The sequence below is a fragment of the Ruegeria sp. YKSD179 genome (genome assembly GCF_059612885.1).
Genome location: NZ_JBXWRL010000038.1, coordinates 1 through 17,817, shown reverse-complemented (window position 1 = coordinate 17,817; position 17,817 = coordinate 1). Strand labels below are relative to the sequence as shown.

14 protein-coding genes are annotated in these 17,817 nt (G+C 50.4%); 10 read left to right on the top strand and 4 right to left on the bottom strand.

Going from position 1 to position 17,817, the window contains the following annotated elements; translation table 11 throughout:
- The first annotated feature begins 5 nt into the window (after positions 1-5).
- The 6 genes from AC2FNE_RS16825 to AC2FNE_RS16800 all read left to right on the top strand — a co-directional run bounded on the left by AC2FNE_RS16825 (position 6) and on the right by AC2FNE_RS16800 (position 7,043).
- A complete protein-coding gene (locus AC2FNE_RS16825; protein WP_170606328.1) occupies positions 6-1,085 on the top strand; it encodes an ABC transporter ATP-binding protein in 1,080 nt (359 codons plus the stop codon).
- Between the two features lie 43 nt (positions 1,086-1,128).
- A complete protein-coding gene (locus AC2FNE_RS16820) occupies positions 1,129-1,869 on the top strand; it encodes a sugar phosphate isomerase/epimerase family protein (protein ID WP_496772668.1) in 741 nt (246 codons plus the stop codon).
- Positions 1,870-1,880: 11 nt separating this feature from the next.
- The gene (locus AC2FNE_RS16815; protein WP_496805843.1) at positions 1,881-3,014 is read left to right on the top strand and encodes a Gfo/Idh/MocA family protein; all 1,134 of its coding nucleotides are present in this window, start codon (positions 1,881-1,883) and stop codon (positions 3,012-3,014) included.
- A gap of 244 nt (positions 3,015-3,258) precedes the next feature.
- Positions 3,259-4,380 carry an adenylate/guanylate cyclase domain-containing protein gene (locus AC2FNE_RS16810; RefSeq protein WP_170606322.1) on the top strand — a complete coding sequence of 374 codons (1,122 nt, stop codon included), beginning with the start codon at positions 3,259-3,261 and terminating at the stop codon, positions 4,378-4,380.
- Between the two features lie 25 nt (positions 4,381-4,405).
- Positions 4,406-5,995, top strand: coding sequence for a GH3 family acyl-acid amido synthetase (locus AC2FNE_RS16805; RefSeq protein WP_496805842.1), 1,590 nt, complete (start codon positions 4,406-4,408; stop codon positions 5,993-5,995).
- Positions 5,985-7,043 (top strand): hypothetical protein, encoded by a 1,059-nt coding sequence (locus tag AC2FNE_RS16800; RefSeq protein WP_496805841.1) that lies wholly within the window; start codon positions 5,985-5,987, stop codon positions 7,041-7,043. The genes AC2FNE_RS16805 and AC2FNE_RS16800 overlap by 11 nt, the downstream gene beginning before the upstream one ends.
- Positions 7,044-7,047: 4 nt before the next feature.
- On the opposite strand, the gene AC2FNE_RS16795 is transcribed toward AC2FNE_RS16800, so the two are convergent.
- Positions 7,048-7,833 carry an SDR family NAD(P)-dependent oxidoreductase gene (locus AC2FNE_RS16795; RefSeq protein ID WP_170606317.1) on the bottom strand — a complete coding sequence of 262 codons (786 nt, stop codon included), beginning with the start codon at positions 7,831-7,833 and terminating at the stop codon, positions 7,048-7,050.
- Positions 7,834-7,843: 10 nt separating this feature from the next.
- On the bottom strand, positions 7,844-9,109 hold the full coding sequence (locus AC2FNE_RS16790) for an aminotransferase class I/II-fold pyridoxal phosphate-dependent enzyme (RefSeq protein ID WP_496805840.1): 1,266 nt from the start codon (positions 9,107-9,109) through the stop codon (positions 7,844-7,846).
- Between the two features lie 131 nt (positions 9,110-9,240).
- On the opposite strand from AC2FNE_RS16790, the gene AC2FNE_RS16785 reads away from it, so the two are divergent.
- Entirely contained in the window at positions 9,241-11,010 is a 1,770-nt protein-coding gene (locus AC2FNE_RS16785; RefSeq protein ID WP_170610775.1) for an AMP-dependent synthetase/ligase, read from the top strand.
- A gap of 81 nt (positions 11,011-11,091) precedes the next feature.
- Here AC2FNE_RS16785 and AC2FNE_RS16780 read toward each other — a convergent pair whose 3' ends face one another.
- Entirely contained in the window at positions 11,092-12,435 is a 1,344-nt protein-coding gene (locus tag AC2FNE_RS16780) for an adenylate/guanylate cyclase domain-containing protein (protein ID WP_496805839.1), read from the bottom strand.
- A 320-nt stretch (positions 12,436-12,755) separates the two neighbouring features.
- Between AC2FNE_RS16780 and AC2FNE_RS16775 the strand changes: the two genes are divergently transcribed.
- Positions 12,756-13,646: a YegS/Rv2252/BmrU family lipid kinase gene (locus AC2FNE_RS16775; protein WP_170610772.1), complete on the top strand. Its 891-nt coding sequence runs from the start codon at positions 12,756-12,758 to the stop codon at positions 13,644-13,646.
- 198 nt (positions 13,647-13,844) lie between these two features.
- Here AC2FNE_RS16775 and AC2FNE_RS16770 read toward each other — a convergent pair whose 3' ends face one another.
- On the bottom strand, positions 13,845-14,939 hold the full coding sequence (locus AC2FNE_RS16770) for an AI-2E family transporter (protein WP_170606307.1): 1,095 nt from the start codon (positions 14,937-14,939) through the stop codon (positions 13,845-13,847).
- Between the two features lie 385 nt (positions 14,940-15,324).
- On the opposite strand from AC2FNE_RS16770, the gene AC2FNE_RS16765 reads away from it, so the two are divergent.
- Both AC2FNE_RS16765 and AC2FNE_RS16760 read left to right on the top strand, forming a co-directional pair.
- A complete protein-coding gene (locus AC2FNE_RS16765; RefSeq protein WP_496805838.1) occupies positions 15,325-16,032 on the top strand; it encodes an ABC transporter ATP-binding protein in 708 nt (235 codons plus the stop codon).
- A 7-nt stretch (positions 16,033-16,039) separates the two neighbouring features.
- Positions 16,040-17,817: ABC transporter permease (locus AC2FNE_RS16760; protein ID WP_496805837.1), on the top strand; the 1,778-nt coding region annotated here is incomplete at its 3' end.

Below are 17,817 nucleotides of genomic sequence, written 5' to 3'. Positions count from 1 at the left end.
TTCGTATGAACAATTCGGTTGAAATCAAAAGCCTCGACCTGGAATTCGGCTCAGTCAAAGTTCTTCAAAACCTTAATCTGGAAATCGGAAAAGGTGAGTTTCTGGTTTTGCTCGGATCATCAGGCTGCGGAAAATCTACCCTGCTGAATTGTATCGCGGGGCTGCTTGATGTGACTGCGGGACAAATCCACATCAATGGCAACAACGTTACCTGGTCCGAGCCTTCGGAACGCGGAATAGGAATGGTGTTCCAGTCTTATGCGCTTTACCCACAGATGACGGTCGAAGGGAATCTTTCCTTTGGTTTAAAAAACGCCAAGTTACCGAAGACCGAGATCGCCCAGCGCATCAAACGGGCGTCCGAAGTGTTGCAGATCGAGCCGCTTCTGAAGCGCAAACCCGCTGCTCTTTCCGGCGGGCAACGTCAGCGCGTCGCGATTGGGCGGGCTTTAGTACGTGATGTGGACGTATTTCTGTTTGATGAACCACTTTCCAATCTTGATGCCAAATTACGTGCGGATCTTAGGGTCGAAATTAAGCGCCTGCACCAAAACCTAGAAAATACAATGATCTATGTAACGCATGACCAGATCGAGGCAATGACTCTTGCCGATCGAATTGCAATTATGCGCGGTGGTCAAATCATGCAACTTGGCACACCAGACGAAATCTACGGGCAACCAATCAATAAATACGTCGCGGGGTTCATCGGGTCACCTTCTATGAATTTTCTGGATGGTCGAATTAAAGGGCGAGAGTTTGAATTTGGTGATCTTTCCATTCCGATGACCGGATACAATTTTGTCCACGGTAGCCCGACAGACAGTGAAACCACTCTTGGCATCCGGCCAGAACACGTGGTGACTGGTGAACTGGTTGGCAATGCGCCATTTCAGACGGATGTAACTGTCGGCCTTATTGAGCCCACAGGTTCTGATACTCTGGTTGACTGTGAACTGGCTGGGACACCTTTTCGGGTGCGGATGGATGGGCAGGCTAAGGTTTCAGTCGGTGAAACCCTTCGTATTGGTCTCAATCCGTCGCGGGCATCGCTTTTTGATAAACAAACTGAGTTGCGGCTCTGACCGCCACTCGCGCAATTCCAACACCGTTTCGGAAGGACATTCTATGCCATCCATTTCTTACCAGCTTTATTCTTCGCGTGATTGGGACGCTGAGGAGACTTTTTCGATGCTCGCTGAACTCGGTATAACGGAAGTTGAAGGGTTCGGACCGTATTTTGAGGACCCGTCCAGAACTGCGGCGATGCTTGAGGCCAACAACCTCAAGATGCCGACGGCTCATTTCTCTTTGGATTTTGTTGAGAATAACCCTGAACGAGCCGTCGAGACGGCAAAGGCGCTGGGCATTCAAGTTGTTGTCATTCCTTTCCTGGCGTCATCAGACCGGCCTACAACTGCAGCAGGGTGGAAATCATTTAGTGAGAGGCTGGCGAAGGCCAGTGAGCCTATAGTTGCGGCAGGATTACAGTTTGCGTGGCACAACCACGAATTCGAACTGAGTCCAGTCGAAGGTGTCATGCCTTTGGATCTGATCGCTGCCGCCTCGGAAGATATCGGAATTGAGCTTGATCTTGCTTGGGTCAAGGTCGCGGGTCAGGATCCTGTCCAATGGCTGGAAAGGTTGTCCGGCAAAATAGTTGCCGTTCATGTAAAGGACGTCGCTCCGCAGGGCGAGAACAAGGACGAAGACGGTTGGTCCGACGTAGGTCACGGTATCTTGGATTGGGCTGCCATCAAGCGGGCAATGGATACAGCAGGCGTTGAACGCTACATCATCGAACACGATAAACCGAGTGATCATAAACGCATGGCAACCCGTTCGCTTGCCAGTGTTCGGGCGTTCTGAGGGGCTTTGTCATGAGGAACCTTGGAATTGGTATCATCGGATGTGGAAATATCTCGGCCGCCTACCTGGAGTTGGCGCCCTTGTTCAATTTCCTCGAAGTCCGGGCAGTAGCTGATCTGGACATGCAAGCTGCCGAAGCCCGAGCTCAAGAATTTGGCGTGAGAGCCGTTGCGATTGACGACCTGCTTGCTGCGGACGACATCGAAATTATCGTCAACCTGACCGTCCCTGCCGCTCATTTTGAAGTAACGAAACGAATATTGGAGAACGGCAAACACGCTTATTCTGAGAAGCCCTTTGTTCTAACCCTGAAGGAAGGCGAAGAGCTTCGCCAACTTGCGCAAAGCAAGGGGCTTAGGGTCGGGTCGGCGCCGGATACGTTCCTTGGTGGCGCACATCAGCTTGCCCGGGCAGCGATAGACGAAGGTCAGGTTGGTAAGATCATAGGCGGAACTTGCCATGTGATGTCGCACGGAATGGAAGCCTGGCATCCCAACCCTGATTTTTTCTTCCAACCCGGTGGCGGCCCCATTCTTGATCTAGGACCCTACTACTTGACCAACCTTGTGCAGTTGATCGGACCCGTAAAGTCGGTAACAGCTATGGCATCGACCGGTTTCAGGACACGTACAATCGGCAACGGCCCACGAGAAGGCGAAGAAGTCGGGGTCGAAACTCCAACGAATATTCATGCAATCCTCGAGTTCGTTAGTGGCGCACTGGTGACCCTAGGGGCGAGCTGGGACGTTTGGGATCATCGTCACGCAAACATGGAGCTTTACGGCACCACCGGATCACTTTTTGTACCTGATCCAAATTTCTTCGGCGGTGAAGTTTGTATGACGGATGCAACTGGAGAAACTGCCGAAATTACGGAACGAGCTCATCCCTTTTCAGTGTTCAATACAAAAGACGGGAGCGGACTCAGCCGCGCCAACTATCGTTGCGCTGGGCTTGCAGATATGGCTTCGGCCATTATCCAAAATGTGCCGCACCGCTGCAGTCTCGAACTGGCGACCCACGTTGTAGAAGTCATGACAGCGATTTTGAATGCGGCGGAACAGCGCCGTTGGATCGAGGTTACGACGACATGTGATCGGCCTGATATACTCACGCCGAAACAAGCTGAAAGTCTTCTCCGTTAATCTTTTCTTCTGCTGGCGACACATTCTGCAAGCATTTCTTCGCCAGACCTCGGAAAACCTGGGCATCGAACCCGGATATGAAACTGTTTTGTCTTTCGCGCGCTACACCGTGGCAAGTGACGCTCTAGATCTCAAAATCTTCGTATGGTCGAACGACGGGGTACAATGTGACAGTAACCAGCCTTTACTGTGCTAGGATACCGGTACGTTTCAATTGTTTTGAAGCTGTTGTAGGGTGTGAACAATGGCAGCCAAGTCGTCAATAACTCGGATCAAAGAGCTCAATATAGATCAAGAAGAGGCACTTTTACTTTGTGGCCTTGTAGATGACGTGCAAGATCCTTTGGCGCTGGAGCCACGTCCGTACAGGTATGCCGAGGGAGAAAGCATATGTCGCCCGGGTGATCCGGCCGAATGCCTTTGGATTATTGTAACAGGTTCCGTTGCAGTCAGACTGAACGATCAAACTTTGTTTGTGAGACGCCGAAATGAGGTCATTGGGGAACAGCATCTGGTAGGTAATGGATATCGTCGTATTTACGAGTTGGTCGCTGACGAAAGCAACGTTGAAGTTTTGATCATCGACAAAACGAAAATAGAAGCGCACCCGGAATCTGGCGTTCTGTGGCGTAACATAGCAAAAATTATATCAATCAAACTTCAAAACGCGACCAGAAAAACCGCGTCTTTGGGTCGCCAGCTGGCTGACGATACGCGCATTCTTCATGCATACACCAACCAATACGCGTTAAGCCGCCGAATGCAATCTGGTGGTGAACACCAAGCAGATTATGTCGTAGAGCGCGCGGTTATCTGGTTCTCGGATGTTGTCAACTTTAGCAGGTTCACCCTGAAGACTTCGCCGGAACGAATTGCGGATGTTGTCCAACGTTTTTTTAACGCTCAGACGACGCCTGTTTTGGATTGCGGCGGGCATATCGACAAGTTCATAGGTGACGGCTTGATGGCGTTTTGGGTGATGAAGGACAAAAGAGAAAGTGCTGCAGCGATTTGTGCTGAAGCGGTTAACGCTGCGGAGCAAGCGGCTAAGAATGTTTCGGAAATAAAAATAGGAAATGAACCGCTGTCCTTAAGGATTGGTCTGCACCTTGGTCTGGTCGTAAGTGGAGACTTTGGCTCAGCGACACGACACCAATTCACCATGATAGGCCCTGAGGTAAACAAGGCGGCCAGATTGGAGCAGATCCATTCTGACGATATAGAGCAAGGTGAGGGTGCGTTGGGTGGTATTAGGCTAAGTCAAGAGTTCTGGAACGAACTAAGTGAATTCCACAAAGGGAAGTTCAGCCATCAATTCCTGGTTAAAGCCAAAAATATTGGAGAGCTTGACGTTTTCACAAACTGATTTGGTGGGATAGGCGGCGGAGCCAATGAAAAAACCACATCCAACACGAGCAAACGGAAAGTCCGCCCGCATGATAGACTTCAGTCCAATAGCTCGGCGGTATGCAAACGCGCGGGTATGGAGTTTGAACAGGCAAAGCCCCAATATCATTCAGTCGCGATTATTGATCCGGCTCGTAAGACGGGCGGCTAAAACAAAGTTCGGGAAAACCCATAGCTTCGACCAAATCACCCAGATTGAAGAATTCCAGAAAAGAGTGCCTGTTCGTCATTACTACGAGTTCTGGCAAGACTGGTGGAAGGGTGGTTATCCGGATCTAATCAACGAGACTTGGCCGGGGCGGATCCCCTTTTTCACGATGACTTCCGGGACAACGACTGGTCGTTCCAAATTCATTCCCTATACGACCGAGATGCGGCGCTCCGCAGCGCGAGGTTTTTTGGATCTGTTATGCCACCACTTTGTTCACAGACCTGACAGCCGGTTGTTGGGCGGTTCTGCGCTGGGGCTGACAGGGCCAGCTCAACTGCAGCACGCGATGCCGGGTGTAGACGTAGGTTCTGTCAGCGCGATTACAGCTGGCGCTTTACCAAGTTGGTTTGCTGATCGTGTGCTACCGCCCCCAGACATTGCCGGTATCGCAGACTGGGAGGAAAAGATCCGCCGGCTGGCCCCTTTGTCTTTGCAGCAAGACGTTCGTTTCTTAGGTGGATCACCCAACTGGTTATTAATCTTCATGGAAGAATTGGCCCAAACCCAGCAGAGGCTGAATGGCAGACTTGTCGATTGGTATCCCAACCTGGAACTAATCGTTCATGGGGGCGTAAACTTTGCTCCTTACCGGCATCGGTTTTCAGACTTGATGCAGGGAGGTCATGCAGAGACACGCGAGATGTACTCGGCAAGTGAAGGCGTATTTGCCTATGCCGACCGTGGCGACGGTGAGGGCATGCGCTTGCATCTGAACGGGCAGGTTTTCTTTGAATTCATACCTGCGGAACAGGTTCATTCGGAAAACCCTGATCGGCATTGGGTGGGAAATATTGAAACTGAAGTAGATTATGCTTTGATAGTTTCAACAGCTGCTGGACTCTGGTCGTATCTGGTGGGTGACATTGTTCGCTTTGTAGACACTTCGCCGCCTCGTTTGTTTGTTGTTGGACGAGTTGAGAATGGACTGTCAGCCTTTGGGGAACATCTGATCGAGGCGGAAATCGCAGACGCTGTGGCTTTCGCAGCATCGCAAGCAGGTCTCTCAGTTCTCGATTATTGTGTGGGGCCCATTCGCGAAATCAGAGGCAATCGCCACCTCTTCCTCATTGAGGTTGAAGGCGCGCCAGAACCGGAAACTGCAAAGAATTTCGCCGATATCATCGACCGCGTTCTATCTGAGCGAAACGAAGACTATTCGGAACTTCGCGGCAGCGGCCTCGCTATTTCAGCGCCTGAAGTAAAATTTGTCCCTTCCGGGGGTTTTCTTAGGTGGATGAAAGCCCGCCGCAACTTGGGAGGCCAGTACAAGGTTCCTCGGATAATAATAGATGGCAGCCTGTTCGAAGATTTACTTGCGACCGTTCTAGGCAGTGCTGCCAAAGGCCAAAATCATGACAGTTGAATTGGTCTGGAAAGACATCAATTCCCAAAAAATGATCACACGATCGGACAAACCGTCTGACGCGACTGTCGAAATGCTCGGTCAGACAATTTGGGGAAGCCGATCGACCAAGTACCGCATTATGAATATTTCTGAAAAACTCGCCCGATTGCGCAATCCCAGCTATTTCGTTTTATCCGAAGCCGGTCAGGAACTGTGCGTTTTCGTTCTTGATAAATGTTCCAAGTTTTTAGCGGGGCGCCAGTGCAATGGGTTTCACTTTGTAATGGCCTCAACACGGCCTGATCGACAAAATCAGGGCCTGGCTGGACAGTTGATCGAGCACGTTGGAGAATACTGTAAGTCAGAAGTTGGATCGCCAGGCTTCGGTTTTACCTACGTCGAAGAAACGACTGAGTATTCGCTGCACCTATCAGATCAAATTGGCCATACGGTTGAGGCAGACATTCCCTTAACGCTGTTTACAAGGTTTTTCCCGCGTCGCGATCCATCTGCAGGTTTGATCCGACCGGATGAAGTTCAACCGGTTATGGCAAGGTTAGAAGAAAGTTATAAAGACCATGAATTGACCGATTTCCCCTCGTCTTTCAAATCCGAAGAGTGCTTTGTTTCGCGTGAAGGATCGGAGATTGTCGCGGTGGCTCAGGCCGAGTTGTTGCGATGGGCCGTTGTCTCGATGCCCGGCATTCAAGGTGTTTTTTTATTGAATATTCTGAAACGGTTGCCCGGGTTTAACCGCCTTCTGAACCTTCAGGATCTAAGAATCGTTCGGATTGGGAATCTGATTTTGAATAAAGGACATGAGGCCGCATTTTTTAGTTTGTTAGAGACCTGTTTGCATTACCATCAAGCAAAAATTAGCCTCATTATGTTGGATGCGCGCAGCCCATCGTTTCGAGCTATTCGAGAGTACGGCAAAATGGGATTGCTGGCCCATTCCATATCAGGGTCAGCAAAACTGAGAATCGATGTTGTTGGTATGAATGAGACGATGCTTGCGCAATTACGAAATGGGCCTTTGATGGTAAGTGCCGGCGACGTACTCTGATTGGTCAACCACCGACTATCATTCTCCCTATCGAAGCAGGCATGAGTTTGAAAAAAAGAGCAACAGTCTTGTTGAAAAGGCCCGGGATGCAGATCGGTTGGTTCTTCCTGACTGCACGTATAGCGGCGACTGCCACGTCATTAGGCTGGCTCCACATCCAAGTTGGGATCGTCACAGATTCCACGGTGCCACCTGCCGCAGTTTGAAACCCAGTGCGTGTGAAACCCGGGCAAACAGCGCAGACATTCACGCCAGTTGCTTTCAATTCTGCCCGCAATGCTAGCGAGAATTGTGCCAAGTAAGACTTCAAGGGATAGTACAAAGTTCCCCCAGCGTGCGGTGGTAGCAGTGCAGCCAACGACGATACATTAATGATCTGGCCTGATCTTCTTTCCCGCATCGCTGGCGCAAAAAGATAGCACAGTTGAACCGGGGCTGCGGCCATCACTTCGATGGTGTCACGATGCCTGCTCCATTCCACTTCGCACAAATTTCCCGGAACCCCAAATCCAGCATTGTTGACGAGGATATCCACTGGGATTTGTCTTTCGGACAGAAAATTGAACAAGCGATGCGGTGTCTCAGGGTCAGCAAGATCACCCGCCCAAACTTGCACTTTAATGCCATGCTTTGAACGAAGCTGAGACGCCAATTGCTGCAGCGGGTCATTGCGGCGAGCGACAATTACCAAATTGACGCCTTCGCGTGCATATTCCTCAGCAAACGCAAGGCCGATTCCAGAAGACGCCCCTGTGATCAGAGCTGTTCTGCGATTAGAAGGCACTATCATCTAAGGAACCTTAAAGTTTCAATGTCTCACGCATTTCCGCGAGACATCCCAACAAGAAATCGATCTGTTCGCGCTTGTGTTGGCACGTCATCACAAACCGAATTCGGGCTTGTCCCAGCGCAACAGCAGGATACCGAGCATGCGGCGCAATTATACCGCGATGTCGCAGAAGACGGGTCACCTCAGCCGCTTTTAGTTCGTCACCTATCAGGGTCGGGACGATATGCGCTTCGCTGCCAAGCGTTTTGTAACCTTGCGACTCGACTTCGCGGCGGAAATAAAACGCGTTCTCCAGCGCCTTTTCACGCCGCCAAGGTTCACGTTCGGCAATGTCTATAGCCTCAGTCACACCTGCTGCGATTGAAGGCGGCAAAGGCGCTGAAAAAATGTAGGTGCGTGCCGAGATTCTTAAGAAGTCGATCACCTCTTGATCACCCGCGACGTACCCCCCAACACCACCGAATGCCTTTGTAAATGTTCCCATTTGCAGGTCTACGTCTGATGAAGAAACTCCGTGGTGTTCCAAGCTGCCACGTCCGTTTTCCCCAAGCATCCCAACCCCGTGCGCGTCATCGATCATCAGCATAGCGTTGTTTTTGCGGGCCAGCTCGGCCATCGCTGGAACTGGGGCAATGTCTCCGTCCATACTGAACACACCGTCGCTTAGAATAAGTTTTGACGGCATGGTTGATTGACTAATTGTTTCCGCCAGTCGTTCCATATTCTTGTGCGGGAACCGACTGACCTTGGCCTTGGCAAGACGGATGCCATCCACGACACTGGCATGGTTCAGTTCTTCGCTGAAAACTTCCCAGCCGAACGTTTCATCTTCTCTGACGCTGGTGGCATCTTGGTGGCCAAGGTGAGTCTGAGCCAGAGATTGAAGAAAGTCGACTTTCATAAGGGCCGGAATGACCCCAACATTGGCCATGTAACCCGCGGCAAAACAGATAGCGTCTTCTTGGCCCACAAACTCCGCGATGCGGCATTCAAGTGCTCTGTGAACATCTATGTTTGCCGCCATCTGCCGAGATCCGCCCGATCCGAGCCCATAGCGTTCCAGCGCTTTTTGCGCCGTCGCCTTGACGTCGGGATGGTTGGAAAGACCAAGTAGATTGTTCGAGCAGAATAACAGATGGTCCCGGCCATCGACCCAAATTACAGGCTCTGTCGTTGCACTATTCACGATGGGATTGTTTGGATAGAGACCCGAGTTCTGCACAAGTCGCGTTAGTGATTTTATCCGTTCAGAGGGTGAAGAAGCAGTTCCAGCCATTAGTTGAACCTTTCTTTCCAAGTCTCAAATTTCAAAACAACTCAAGACGCGCAAAAAGGTTAGCCCGCCCGGAAGTGGTTTTAATTGATTTGAATCATGGAGCCTGCGATCCCCGCATGAGAGGATCGGCTATGCTTGAGAGGTCGTTAGACAGCAGGGCAGATGTTTCGCTGTGCCAAACTATTCCCGAGGCGTTTGAAGCAAGGGTTAGCGATACGCCAGACTGCCCGGCCTATCTACAGTTCGTTGACGGTGAATGGCGGACTTTGACATGGCGCATGGTGCATGAACGTGTCGCCAAACGTCGTGCCGCGTTTGCGCAATCCGGGTTGCGCCCAGGTGACAGAGTTGGAATTTTCTTACCCAACGGGGTAGATTGGGTTGTCACCGATCTGGCGGCCATGAGCGAAAGGCTTGTCACCGTTCCGGTCTACACCCGGGACAGCGCCGCCAATATTTGCCACGTTTTACGCGACAGCGGCGCGGTACTGTGTGTAACCGACGGAATTGAACGCTGGAAAGCTTTGGGGCCGCAGCGCAAAACCCTATCCGAACTTAGAGATGTCTGGCTGGTCAAAGATAAACAAGCCTCAGGTGGGCGCGCGATTTCTTGTCCGGAACCATTGAGCTGTAGTACGCAGAAAGTCGGTGGCGATTTTGGTTCGCAAGACGACTTGGCAACACTGATCTACACGTCCGGAACCACTGGCCCGCCCAAGGGTGTGATGCTTGCACACAAGGCGTTGCTTTGGAATGCGGGGACTGTCGGAAAGATAAACCCGATTTCCGAAAAAGATTTGTTCCTATCCATTCTTCCATTGGCCCACGCATTTGAGAGAACTTTGGGTTATCTCTGTCCCATGCTCGCCAATAGTCCGGTGGCATTTACGCGGTCGGTTCAAGACTTGGCGGAAGATATGCAAGAGTTGCGTCCTACCGTAATGTTGGCGGTTCCGAGACTTTTTGAACGGATCCGTGAAAGGGTAATCTCCAAGGCAGACACGTCAGTTATTTCACGCAAAATTCTGGCTTGGACTGAGGTAACAGGTTGGCGTCGGCGACAGTCTATTGAAAAAAACCTTCCGACCGTGCCCGCCATTGCCCAGCTCTATTGGGCGTTGGTTGGTCAACGTGTAGCAAGGCGAGTGCGAGAGGCATTTGGCGGCCGAATACGAATGCTGGTTTGTGGAGGAGCGCACCTGTCCGCAGAAACATCGCGATTCTTTGCGGCGATGGAATTGCCGGTACTGCAAGGTTATGGACTCACAGAAGCGGGACCTGCAGTTACCGGGTCGAAAATAGATGACCGTCGCTGTGACAGCGTTGGGTTTGCGCTTCCGGGCAGCGAATTGAAAATCGGCGACAGACAAGAACTGTTAATTCGCACTCCAAGCGCTATGATCGGGTATTGGAAAAATCCAGATGCGACAAGCGAAGCCTTTGATGAGGGTGGCTGGCTCCGTACTGGGGATGCCGCCGAAATCGTCGACAGTAGAGTTTACATAAAGGGTCGGATAAAGGATATCCTCGTCCTCTCGACTGGGGAAAACGTGAATCCCACACCGATCGAGACAGCATTGGTTGCAGATCCGCTGATCGATCAGGCATGTGTTTTGGGTGATGGCAAGCCATGGTGTTCAGCTGTTGTTGTCGTGAACGTCCCGAAATTCCAAGTGTGGGCTCGTGAAATCGAACCTTCTTCAGAACAAATCCGGAAAAAGTTAGTAAAGCGTATTTCCCTCGGTTTATACGATGTTCCACCCTATGCCCGCGTTCGGGATGTGGTCATCGAGGTCGAACCCTGGGATCTTGAAAGTGGCTTAATCACACCAACACTAAAGCCTAAGCGAGCCCGAATTGCAGAACGGTATGCAAATGCAATAAACAACCTCTACGTTTAAGTCTGGATATTTCGGTAAGCCTCAATTTTTGTGGGAACTTGGAGTGAATTAGGTGGACGGACGTGCTGTTCCATTTTGTTGTTACGCGGTAGAATATTTCCAAACTTTTAAACCAGACGCTCTCCCTCGAATTTCTTGGTAACCTGCTAGGGTCAGCCGGTTGAGGCTCGGCGCTTTGCCATTTTTTTGGATAGCGCGCACCAACTCGTCGCTGACAATAAGTTGGGCATCAAGTTCGCGTGTGAGATGCTCGATCCTGCTGGCTATATTCACGGTGTCACCGATTACACCGTATTCAAGCCTACGCTCGTTGCCCATGTCTCCGGCCACTACTGGACCCCAATGCAATCCGATTCCCACGTTTATAGGCTCAAGACCTGACAAATGTCTTTCCTTGTTCCAATTGTTCAAAGCTTGGATCATCTCGAAGGCGCAATTCAAAGCGTTTGCCGGATCATTCGGACTTGGGTCGGGCGTGCCGAAAGTGGCCATAAGCCCGTCGCCAATGTACTTGTCCAAAGTACCTTGATTTTCGAATACGGCCTTCCCCAAACGCTCATGATATCCTCGTAGCAGGTCCATGATCTCTTCAGCGCTGGAATTTTCGCAGAGCTTTGTGAAACCCATGATGTCCGCGAAAAGAACTGCCACGTCTTGCTGTTTTGCGGCAGCGATCGAAGCATTCGAGTTGCTCAACTGATTTACGACATTCGGCGAAAAGTAACGGGCCAAACTCGCGCGTTTTCGTTCTGTTGAAAGTAAGTTCAGTACAAGGCGTCGGGAACGCGCGACCACGATGGCAAGGCCTGCGGAGACTATCGATACGACCAGAAGTTCTGTTGCCGCGTATCCGAGGAACAGAAAGTTGAGGTCCGAACCGGCTTGAAGCCATGCATCTACTGTTTGCTCCTGAAGATCTAGATTTGTGTAAACGTTTGGTTTGTTCAAAAACCATAACCACATTCCAAAGCGGGCTAGAATTATGCTCATCCCGCACCAGACGACCAAAGAAGGTCGAAAGCTGAACGATGCCTGCATCAGAAACAGAAAGAAATAGAGGAACCGTGTAGTATCCATCGCAATGGCAGGTGGAAGGGGATCGTTATTGTAAGGTGAGCCTAGGGAAAAAACCGCCGCCAACAGAACGCAATCGACGGAAACAAAAAAGTATTGGAGTGTTCGTCCAGTGTGGTGCTTGCGGGCGACCCAGTATTGGAATCCGCCAAGTATGACGAAAACGAAGATCTCTAAAAGGTTGAAGAAATACGTTGGCCCTGTTTCCGGACTGTCTATGGCCTGCCACAAAAGAACAAAAACCAAGGCAACGGTACGAACCTTAGCAGCCAGCATTGTGCCGCGGCGTTCCTCCTCGGTAAAGGCAGCCTTGTTGCGGGCTTGCAACCTGTTTTGAACCTCGTCCGACATCTGCATGGTATCTTAAACGGCTCGTGCAAAAACGCTAAGCCAAACTCTCTGTATGGAACCTGGCACAGAAAGCTAAGCCGAGATTTTGGTTCCCAAGGACAAAGCGCAAATCGTAAAAATACGTCCAACGGAACTAAGGTATAAAAATTGGTAATAAACGACCGCCCATTGATGGCTGTAAAGTCGCTAAAAATTTCTTGGATATTCGCTTAGGTTTCTTTGATTTAGACCCTTCGATTTATGATCAGGGTGACACCCCAAGGCACCTGCAAAAAGTTCAAAAGGCTTGCGCAAGAACATCTCGTCTTTATTCTGGAAAAATGGCCAAACATACTTTGCTTATTCTCAACAGGAAATCTGCAGCAAGACCCGATCTGCGTGCAGCAGTTCGACCGATTGAAAAAGAGCTTGGCATAAAAGTGATCATACCCTGGTCCGGAAAAGACCTTCGGAAATCTGTTCGAGAAGCCATCAACGATGGTGTGACACGGATTGTCGCTGGCGGAGGGGACGGAACCTTGAACTCCGTCGCAGCCGCGGTTTTGCGGTTGCGGAAAAAGGCGCCCGTTTCATTGGGGCTGGTACCTTTGGGAACAGCTAACGACTTCGCGCGGGCATTTGGCGACAAGGGCTCAGATTTGTCTGCATCAGTTCGGATTGCCGCCACGAAAGCAGCCGAACCAATTGATGTCGGCTACATCAACGGCAAACCGTTTGTGAATGTGGCCAGCGGTGGCTTTGGCGCGATGATCACTGCAACTACGCCCAAGGAAATGAAAAAAAGGCTGGGCGGACTTGCATATACGTTGTTTGGGCTTGCTAAGCTTTCAGATGCGAAATCTGTGCCAGCGCAAATTTCGATTGATGGCGGAGCACCTTACAAGGTTTCAATTTCTGCCCTTGCAATTGCGAACAGTCGTTATGCAGGAGGTGGTTTCGACGTAGCGCCGGAAGCTGAAATTTCAGATGGTTTACTCGATTTAAGCGTCTTATCCACTGATCGGCTTATGCCGGAAAACCTGCCCTTCGGGAGATTGCCTGATATCTCTGACCCCAAAGAGGGCGTTGTTCAGCGATCGCGATTGAAAAGCATGGTTCTGGAGACATCCCAGCCTTTTCATATGAACCTTGATGGCGAACCAATGGTCGATCAACGCTTCGAGGTATCGATCAAGCCAAAGGCGCTGAACTTCGTTTTTCCTGGTGCTTGACATTGTAGTCGTGATGATTGGTCGACTTTTTGCGGCCGACTAAATGTTTCTGACGCGATGCCGACCCAACTAGAAGAGCTATGAAAGATGAAAAGCTGATTTTTACATGAGAAAATCATGTGACGGGAGGCGTTTTTCTAACATATGCCAAACTCAGTTAGAGCGTTCCGTCACAGAATAATTCGAAAAGCAAAGCGATCAGCTGTTTGCTTCTTTTACATTGCCGATCTTTCCGTCACCGGACATCAATATTGCAATTGGCTGCGTAGGCGGAATGTTGGAAAGAACAATCATTATACAAACAGTGATCGGTACACTCATCAAAGCGCCAGCGATCCCCCAAACTGCCGTCCAGAATGTGAGCGCCAGAATAACCATAAATGGTGACAAGTTCAGACTTTTGCCAAGAAGCATTGGCTCCAGAATATTTCCGACAGAGAACTGAACAGCACCACAGCCAATCAGAACGATCAGGAACGGTACAGTTTCTTCAAACTGTACTAGCGCTACAACAGAAGGAAGTGCCACGCCAATTATGGAACCCACTGTAGGGATAAAATTCAGTAAAAATGCAAGCACGGCCCAAGTTTCTGAGAAATCCAGCCCCACAGACGCCATTACCGCGTAACTGCCCAAGCCGGTAATCGCGCTCACAAGTGTTTTAATTCCAACGTATCGTTGGATGCTGTCAGAAGTACTCTTAAGAACTTGCCGAACTTTGTCAGCGGTTTCCGCATCTGGAATCGCTAGTTTTACTTTGGCCTGCATTTGAACTCGTTCGGCTAGCATGAAAGGCACATAAAGAAGCACAAGAAAAAAAGCGCTTAGAAATGCTCCGGCGGAACCGATGACCCCACTGGCAAATCCGGCGAGGTTAATTTGTTTAAACGCCTTCATTGCAGCCGCGTAATTGTCTTGCCCGACAATCGAAACCACCTGAGCAAGAATACTCGACAGCCGCTCTTCATACCGCGGAAAAGCTTCTGAAACTTCGCCGGCCTGACTTGAAAGAATAGAAACGACAATCAAAAGCCCAATTACCACTACGGAAAGGGCTGAAAAATGCGCCAACCACTTTGGGATGTTCCTTCCCATCAGTTTTAGCCTGCTAATTCGATCTGAAGTCGCGGTGAGAAGAACAAATAGCAGGGCTGCAAAAGAGAGTGGAACCAATACCGAAGAAGCGAATACCAAAGAGGCAACGGACAAGAAAAGGAAAACAACCAACTGATACCAAAATGTAAGACCGATAAATTGCGGAGCAGGTTTATCAGGCTGAGAGGTCTTTTTCATGCAACGGCTCCATCATCAGACCTTTACGGCTCAGAGATCATTCATTTCCTTAGATGTATTAGGGCTGCTCCGATTGTTTTTGGCAAGTGTGACCAAGTTGTTGGACGCTTGGCGCACTTTCGTAATTCAGAAGCACGAATGATTTTGGTTTATAAAGATCGCAGCAAGACAACTTCGAACGGTTTTCGAATGCGTCAAAAATGTCGTGGTCACCAAGCTAATCTTCCGCATTTGAAGCGGCCAAGAAGTCCGAACGTACATCTTCGCAGCAAAGTGGATGATTTCGGATTCCGTCGTGAGATAACTGTTGGGCAAGATGATCATGTTAATTTGACAGCCTTGCATGGACGTATACCCACGCAACTATTCACGCTAATATAACCCCGTGAAACGGAACGCGTTTACCATAACTGATCTGAAGAAAATTTACGGTGAGGGCCCTGCAGCCGTTCACGCATTGCGCGGTGTAAATTTGGAGATACCCGAGCACGAAGTTGTCGTACTACTCGGAGCTTCAGGTAGTGGAAAGTCGACTTTGTTGAACATCGCAGGTGGGCTGGATCGCAGCTCGGAGGGTAATGTTTACTTTCGCGACCAGAATTTGACGTCAATGTCGGATACTGAACTTACCCGCTATCGGCGAGATCACGTTGGGTTTGTATTTCAGTTTTATAACCTCATGCCCAGTCTTACGGCTCGTGAGAACGTGGAACTTGTCACAGAGATCGCGCGAAATCCAATGGACCCAGACGAAGCGCTTTCCCTTGTTGGCCTTACGAACAGAACCGATCACTTTCCGGCACAACTCTCAGGGGGTGAGCAGCAACGCGTCGCCATCGCTCGGGCGGTTGCCAAACAGCCAGATGTGCTGTTTTGCGACGAACCGACAGGCGCATTGGATAGTATAACAGGAAGGACGGTTCTGAAGGTTCTGAAAGACGTGAATGAAAGGCTGGGTGCAACTGTCTTAATTGTTACCCACGCTGCGTCTCAGGCGGCTATGGCTGACAGGGTTATCCGTTTTGGCGATGGCGCGGTCATCGAGGTCACAAAAAACGCCGCCAAATCGGCACCTGAAGATATTGAATGGTAGCCGCAAGATGTCCGCCCTAACAACAAAACTTGTTCGAGATCTTTGGCGCATCAGGGGCCAGGCCGTCGCGATAGGTTTGGTCATTGCGCTTGGTGTTTTGATGCAGGTTATGCAGTCAGGCCTCGTCGTCAGTTTGGATGAAACGCGACGCGCATACTATGAACGCTACAGACTCGCTGATATATTTGCGCCTGTCACCCGAGCTCCTGAACACACCGCTCAAGAACTAAGAAATCTGCCTGGGGTTTCCGCGGTCGAAACCCGCGTAGTGGGACAAGCTTTGGTGGATTTGCCTGAACTGGACATCCCCATTCGCGCTCAAGCTATTTCGCTTCCGGATATCAAAAAAGCCAGATTGAACCTGATCTATTTGACGGACGGCCGGAGTTTCGCGACCAACCGGCAGGATGAGATTATCGTTTTGCAAAGCTTTGCGCAGGCTCACGGATTGCAACCCGGGGACCGGATTTCCGCGACCATGAACGGGGCGCGGCGAGATTTCGATATTGTCGGACTTGCGATGTCACCCGAGTTTCTTTTTGCCGCGCCACCAGGCGAAATGATACCTGACGACAGTCGCTTTGCTGTACTTTGGCTTAGTAGACCGGCAATGGAGGCTGCATACAATTTAAATGGGGCATTCAACGAAGCACTAATTTCGCTGAGTCGCGAGGCTGATACACCGGCAATATTGCGGGCAGCCGATCAATTGTTGAACAAATTCGGAGGGCTTGGCGCATTTCCTCTCGAAGACCTTGCTTCGGACAAGTTTGTTTCGGAAGAGATCGACGGGTTGCGCCGAACGTCGGCTACGGTTCCTCCGATATTCTTGGCTGTCGCAGCTTTTCTTCTTTACATTGTAATTTCCCGATTGCTGGATTCCGAAAGGGAAGAGATCGGGTTGATGAAAGCATTTGGCTTCACCGATTGGGAGGTTGGCAGCCACTATCTGAAAATGATCCTCACAATCGCAGGTGGCGGTGCATTTTTAGGAGGGATTCTGGGTATTATTGCCGGGCGCGCGTTAATAGATGTTTACCTCATATACTACAAATTCCCTTTCTTAGTGTTTCGGTTAGAGCCTCTGAGCTTTGTAGTTGGATTTGGGGCCAGCATTCTCGCATCCTCGGTCGGGGGACTAGTCGTATTGCTCCGGGTCTTCGCTTTGACACCTGCCGTCGCGATGCGTGCGGCACCGCCACCTGACTACAGCCGAAGTGGCCAAATCGGTAAGTCACTGGCCGCTTATCTGGATCAACCAACCCGGATGGTGTTGCGTCGACTTACCCGACAGCCAATTCGCATGATCGGCGCGATCGCTGGCGTAAGCGCTGGTATCGCTCTCTCTGCGTCGATGGCCTCTATCCTTGCGAGTTTCGACAAGATGACTGATCTGACGTTCGATATTCTGGATCGCAGCGATGTTTCCGTAAGTTTCATCAACCCAATTTCGAGCCAAAGCCTGTTCGATATTCAATCTATCGATGGGGTTATAGAGACAGAACCTGTGCGCATCGTGCCTGTAATCTTTCGAAACGGCCGTTTGTCATACCGCGGTGCAGTAAACGGTTTGACGGAGTTTCCAAGACTGAACCGCGCTGTCGACGCTGCCGAACGCATGATACCAATGCGAAAGGACGGGGTTATCTTGTCATCTGGCCTGGCCAAAATTCTGGACTTACACCCAGGCGAATTATTGACAGTCGATGTTCGAGAAGGTCGGCGCCCAATATTGCAACTCCCGGTAGTAGCTGTTTCCGAAAGCCTTATGGGGTCGCCGGCCTA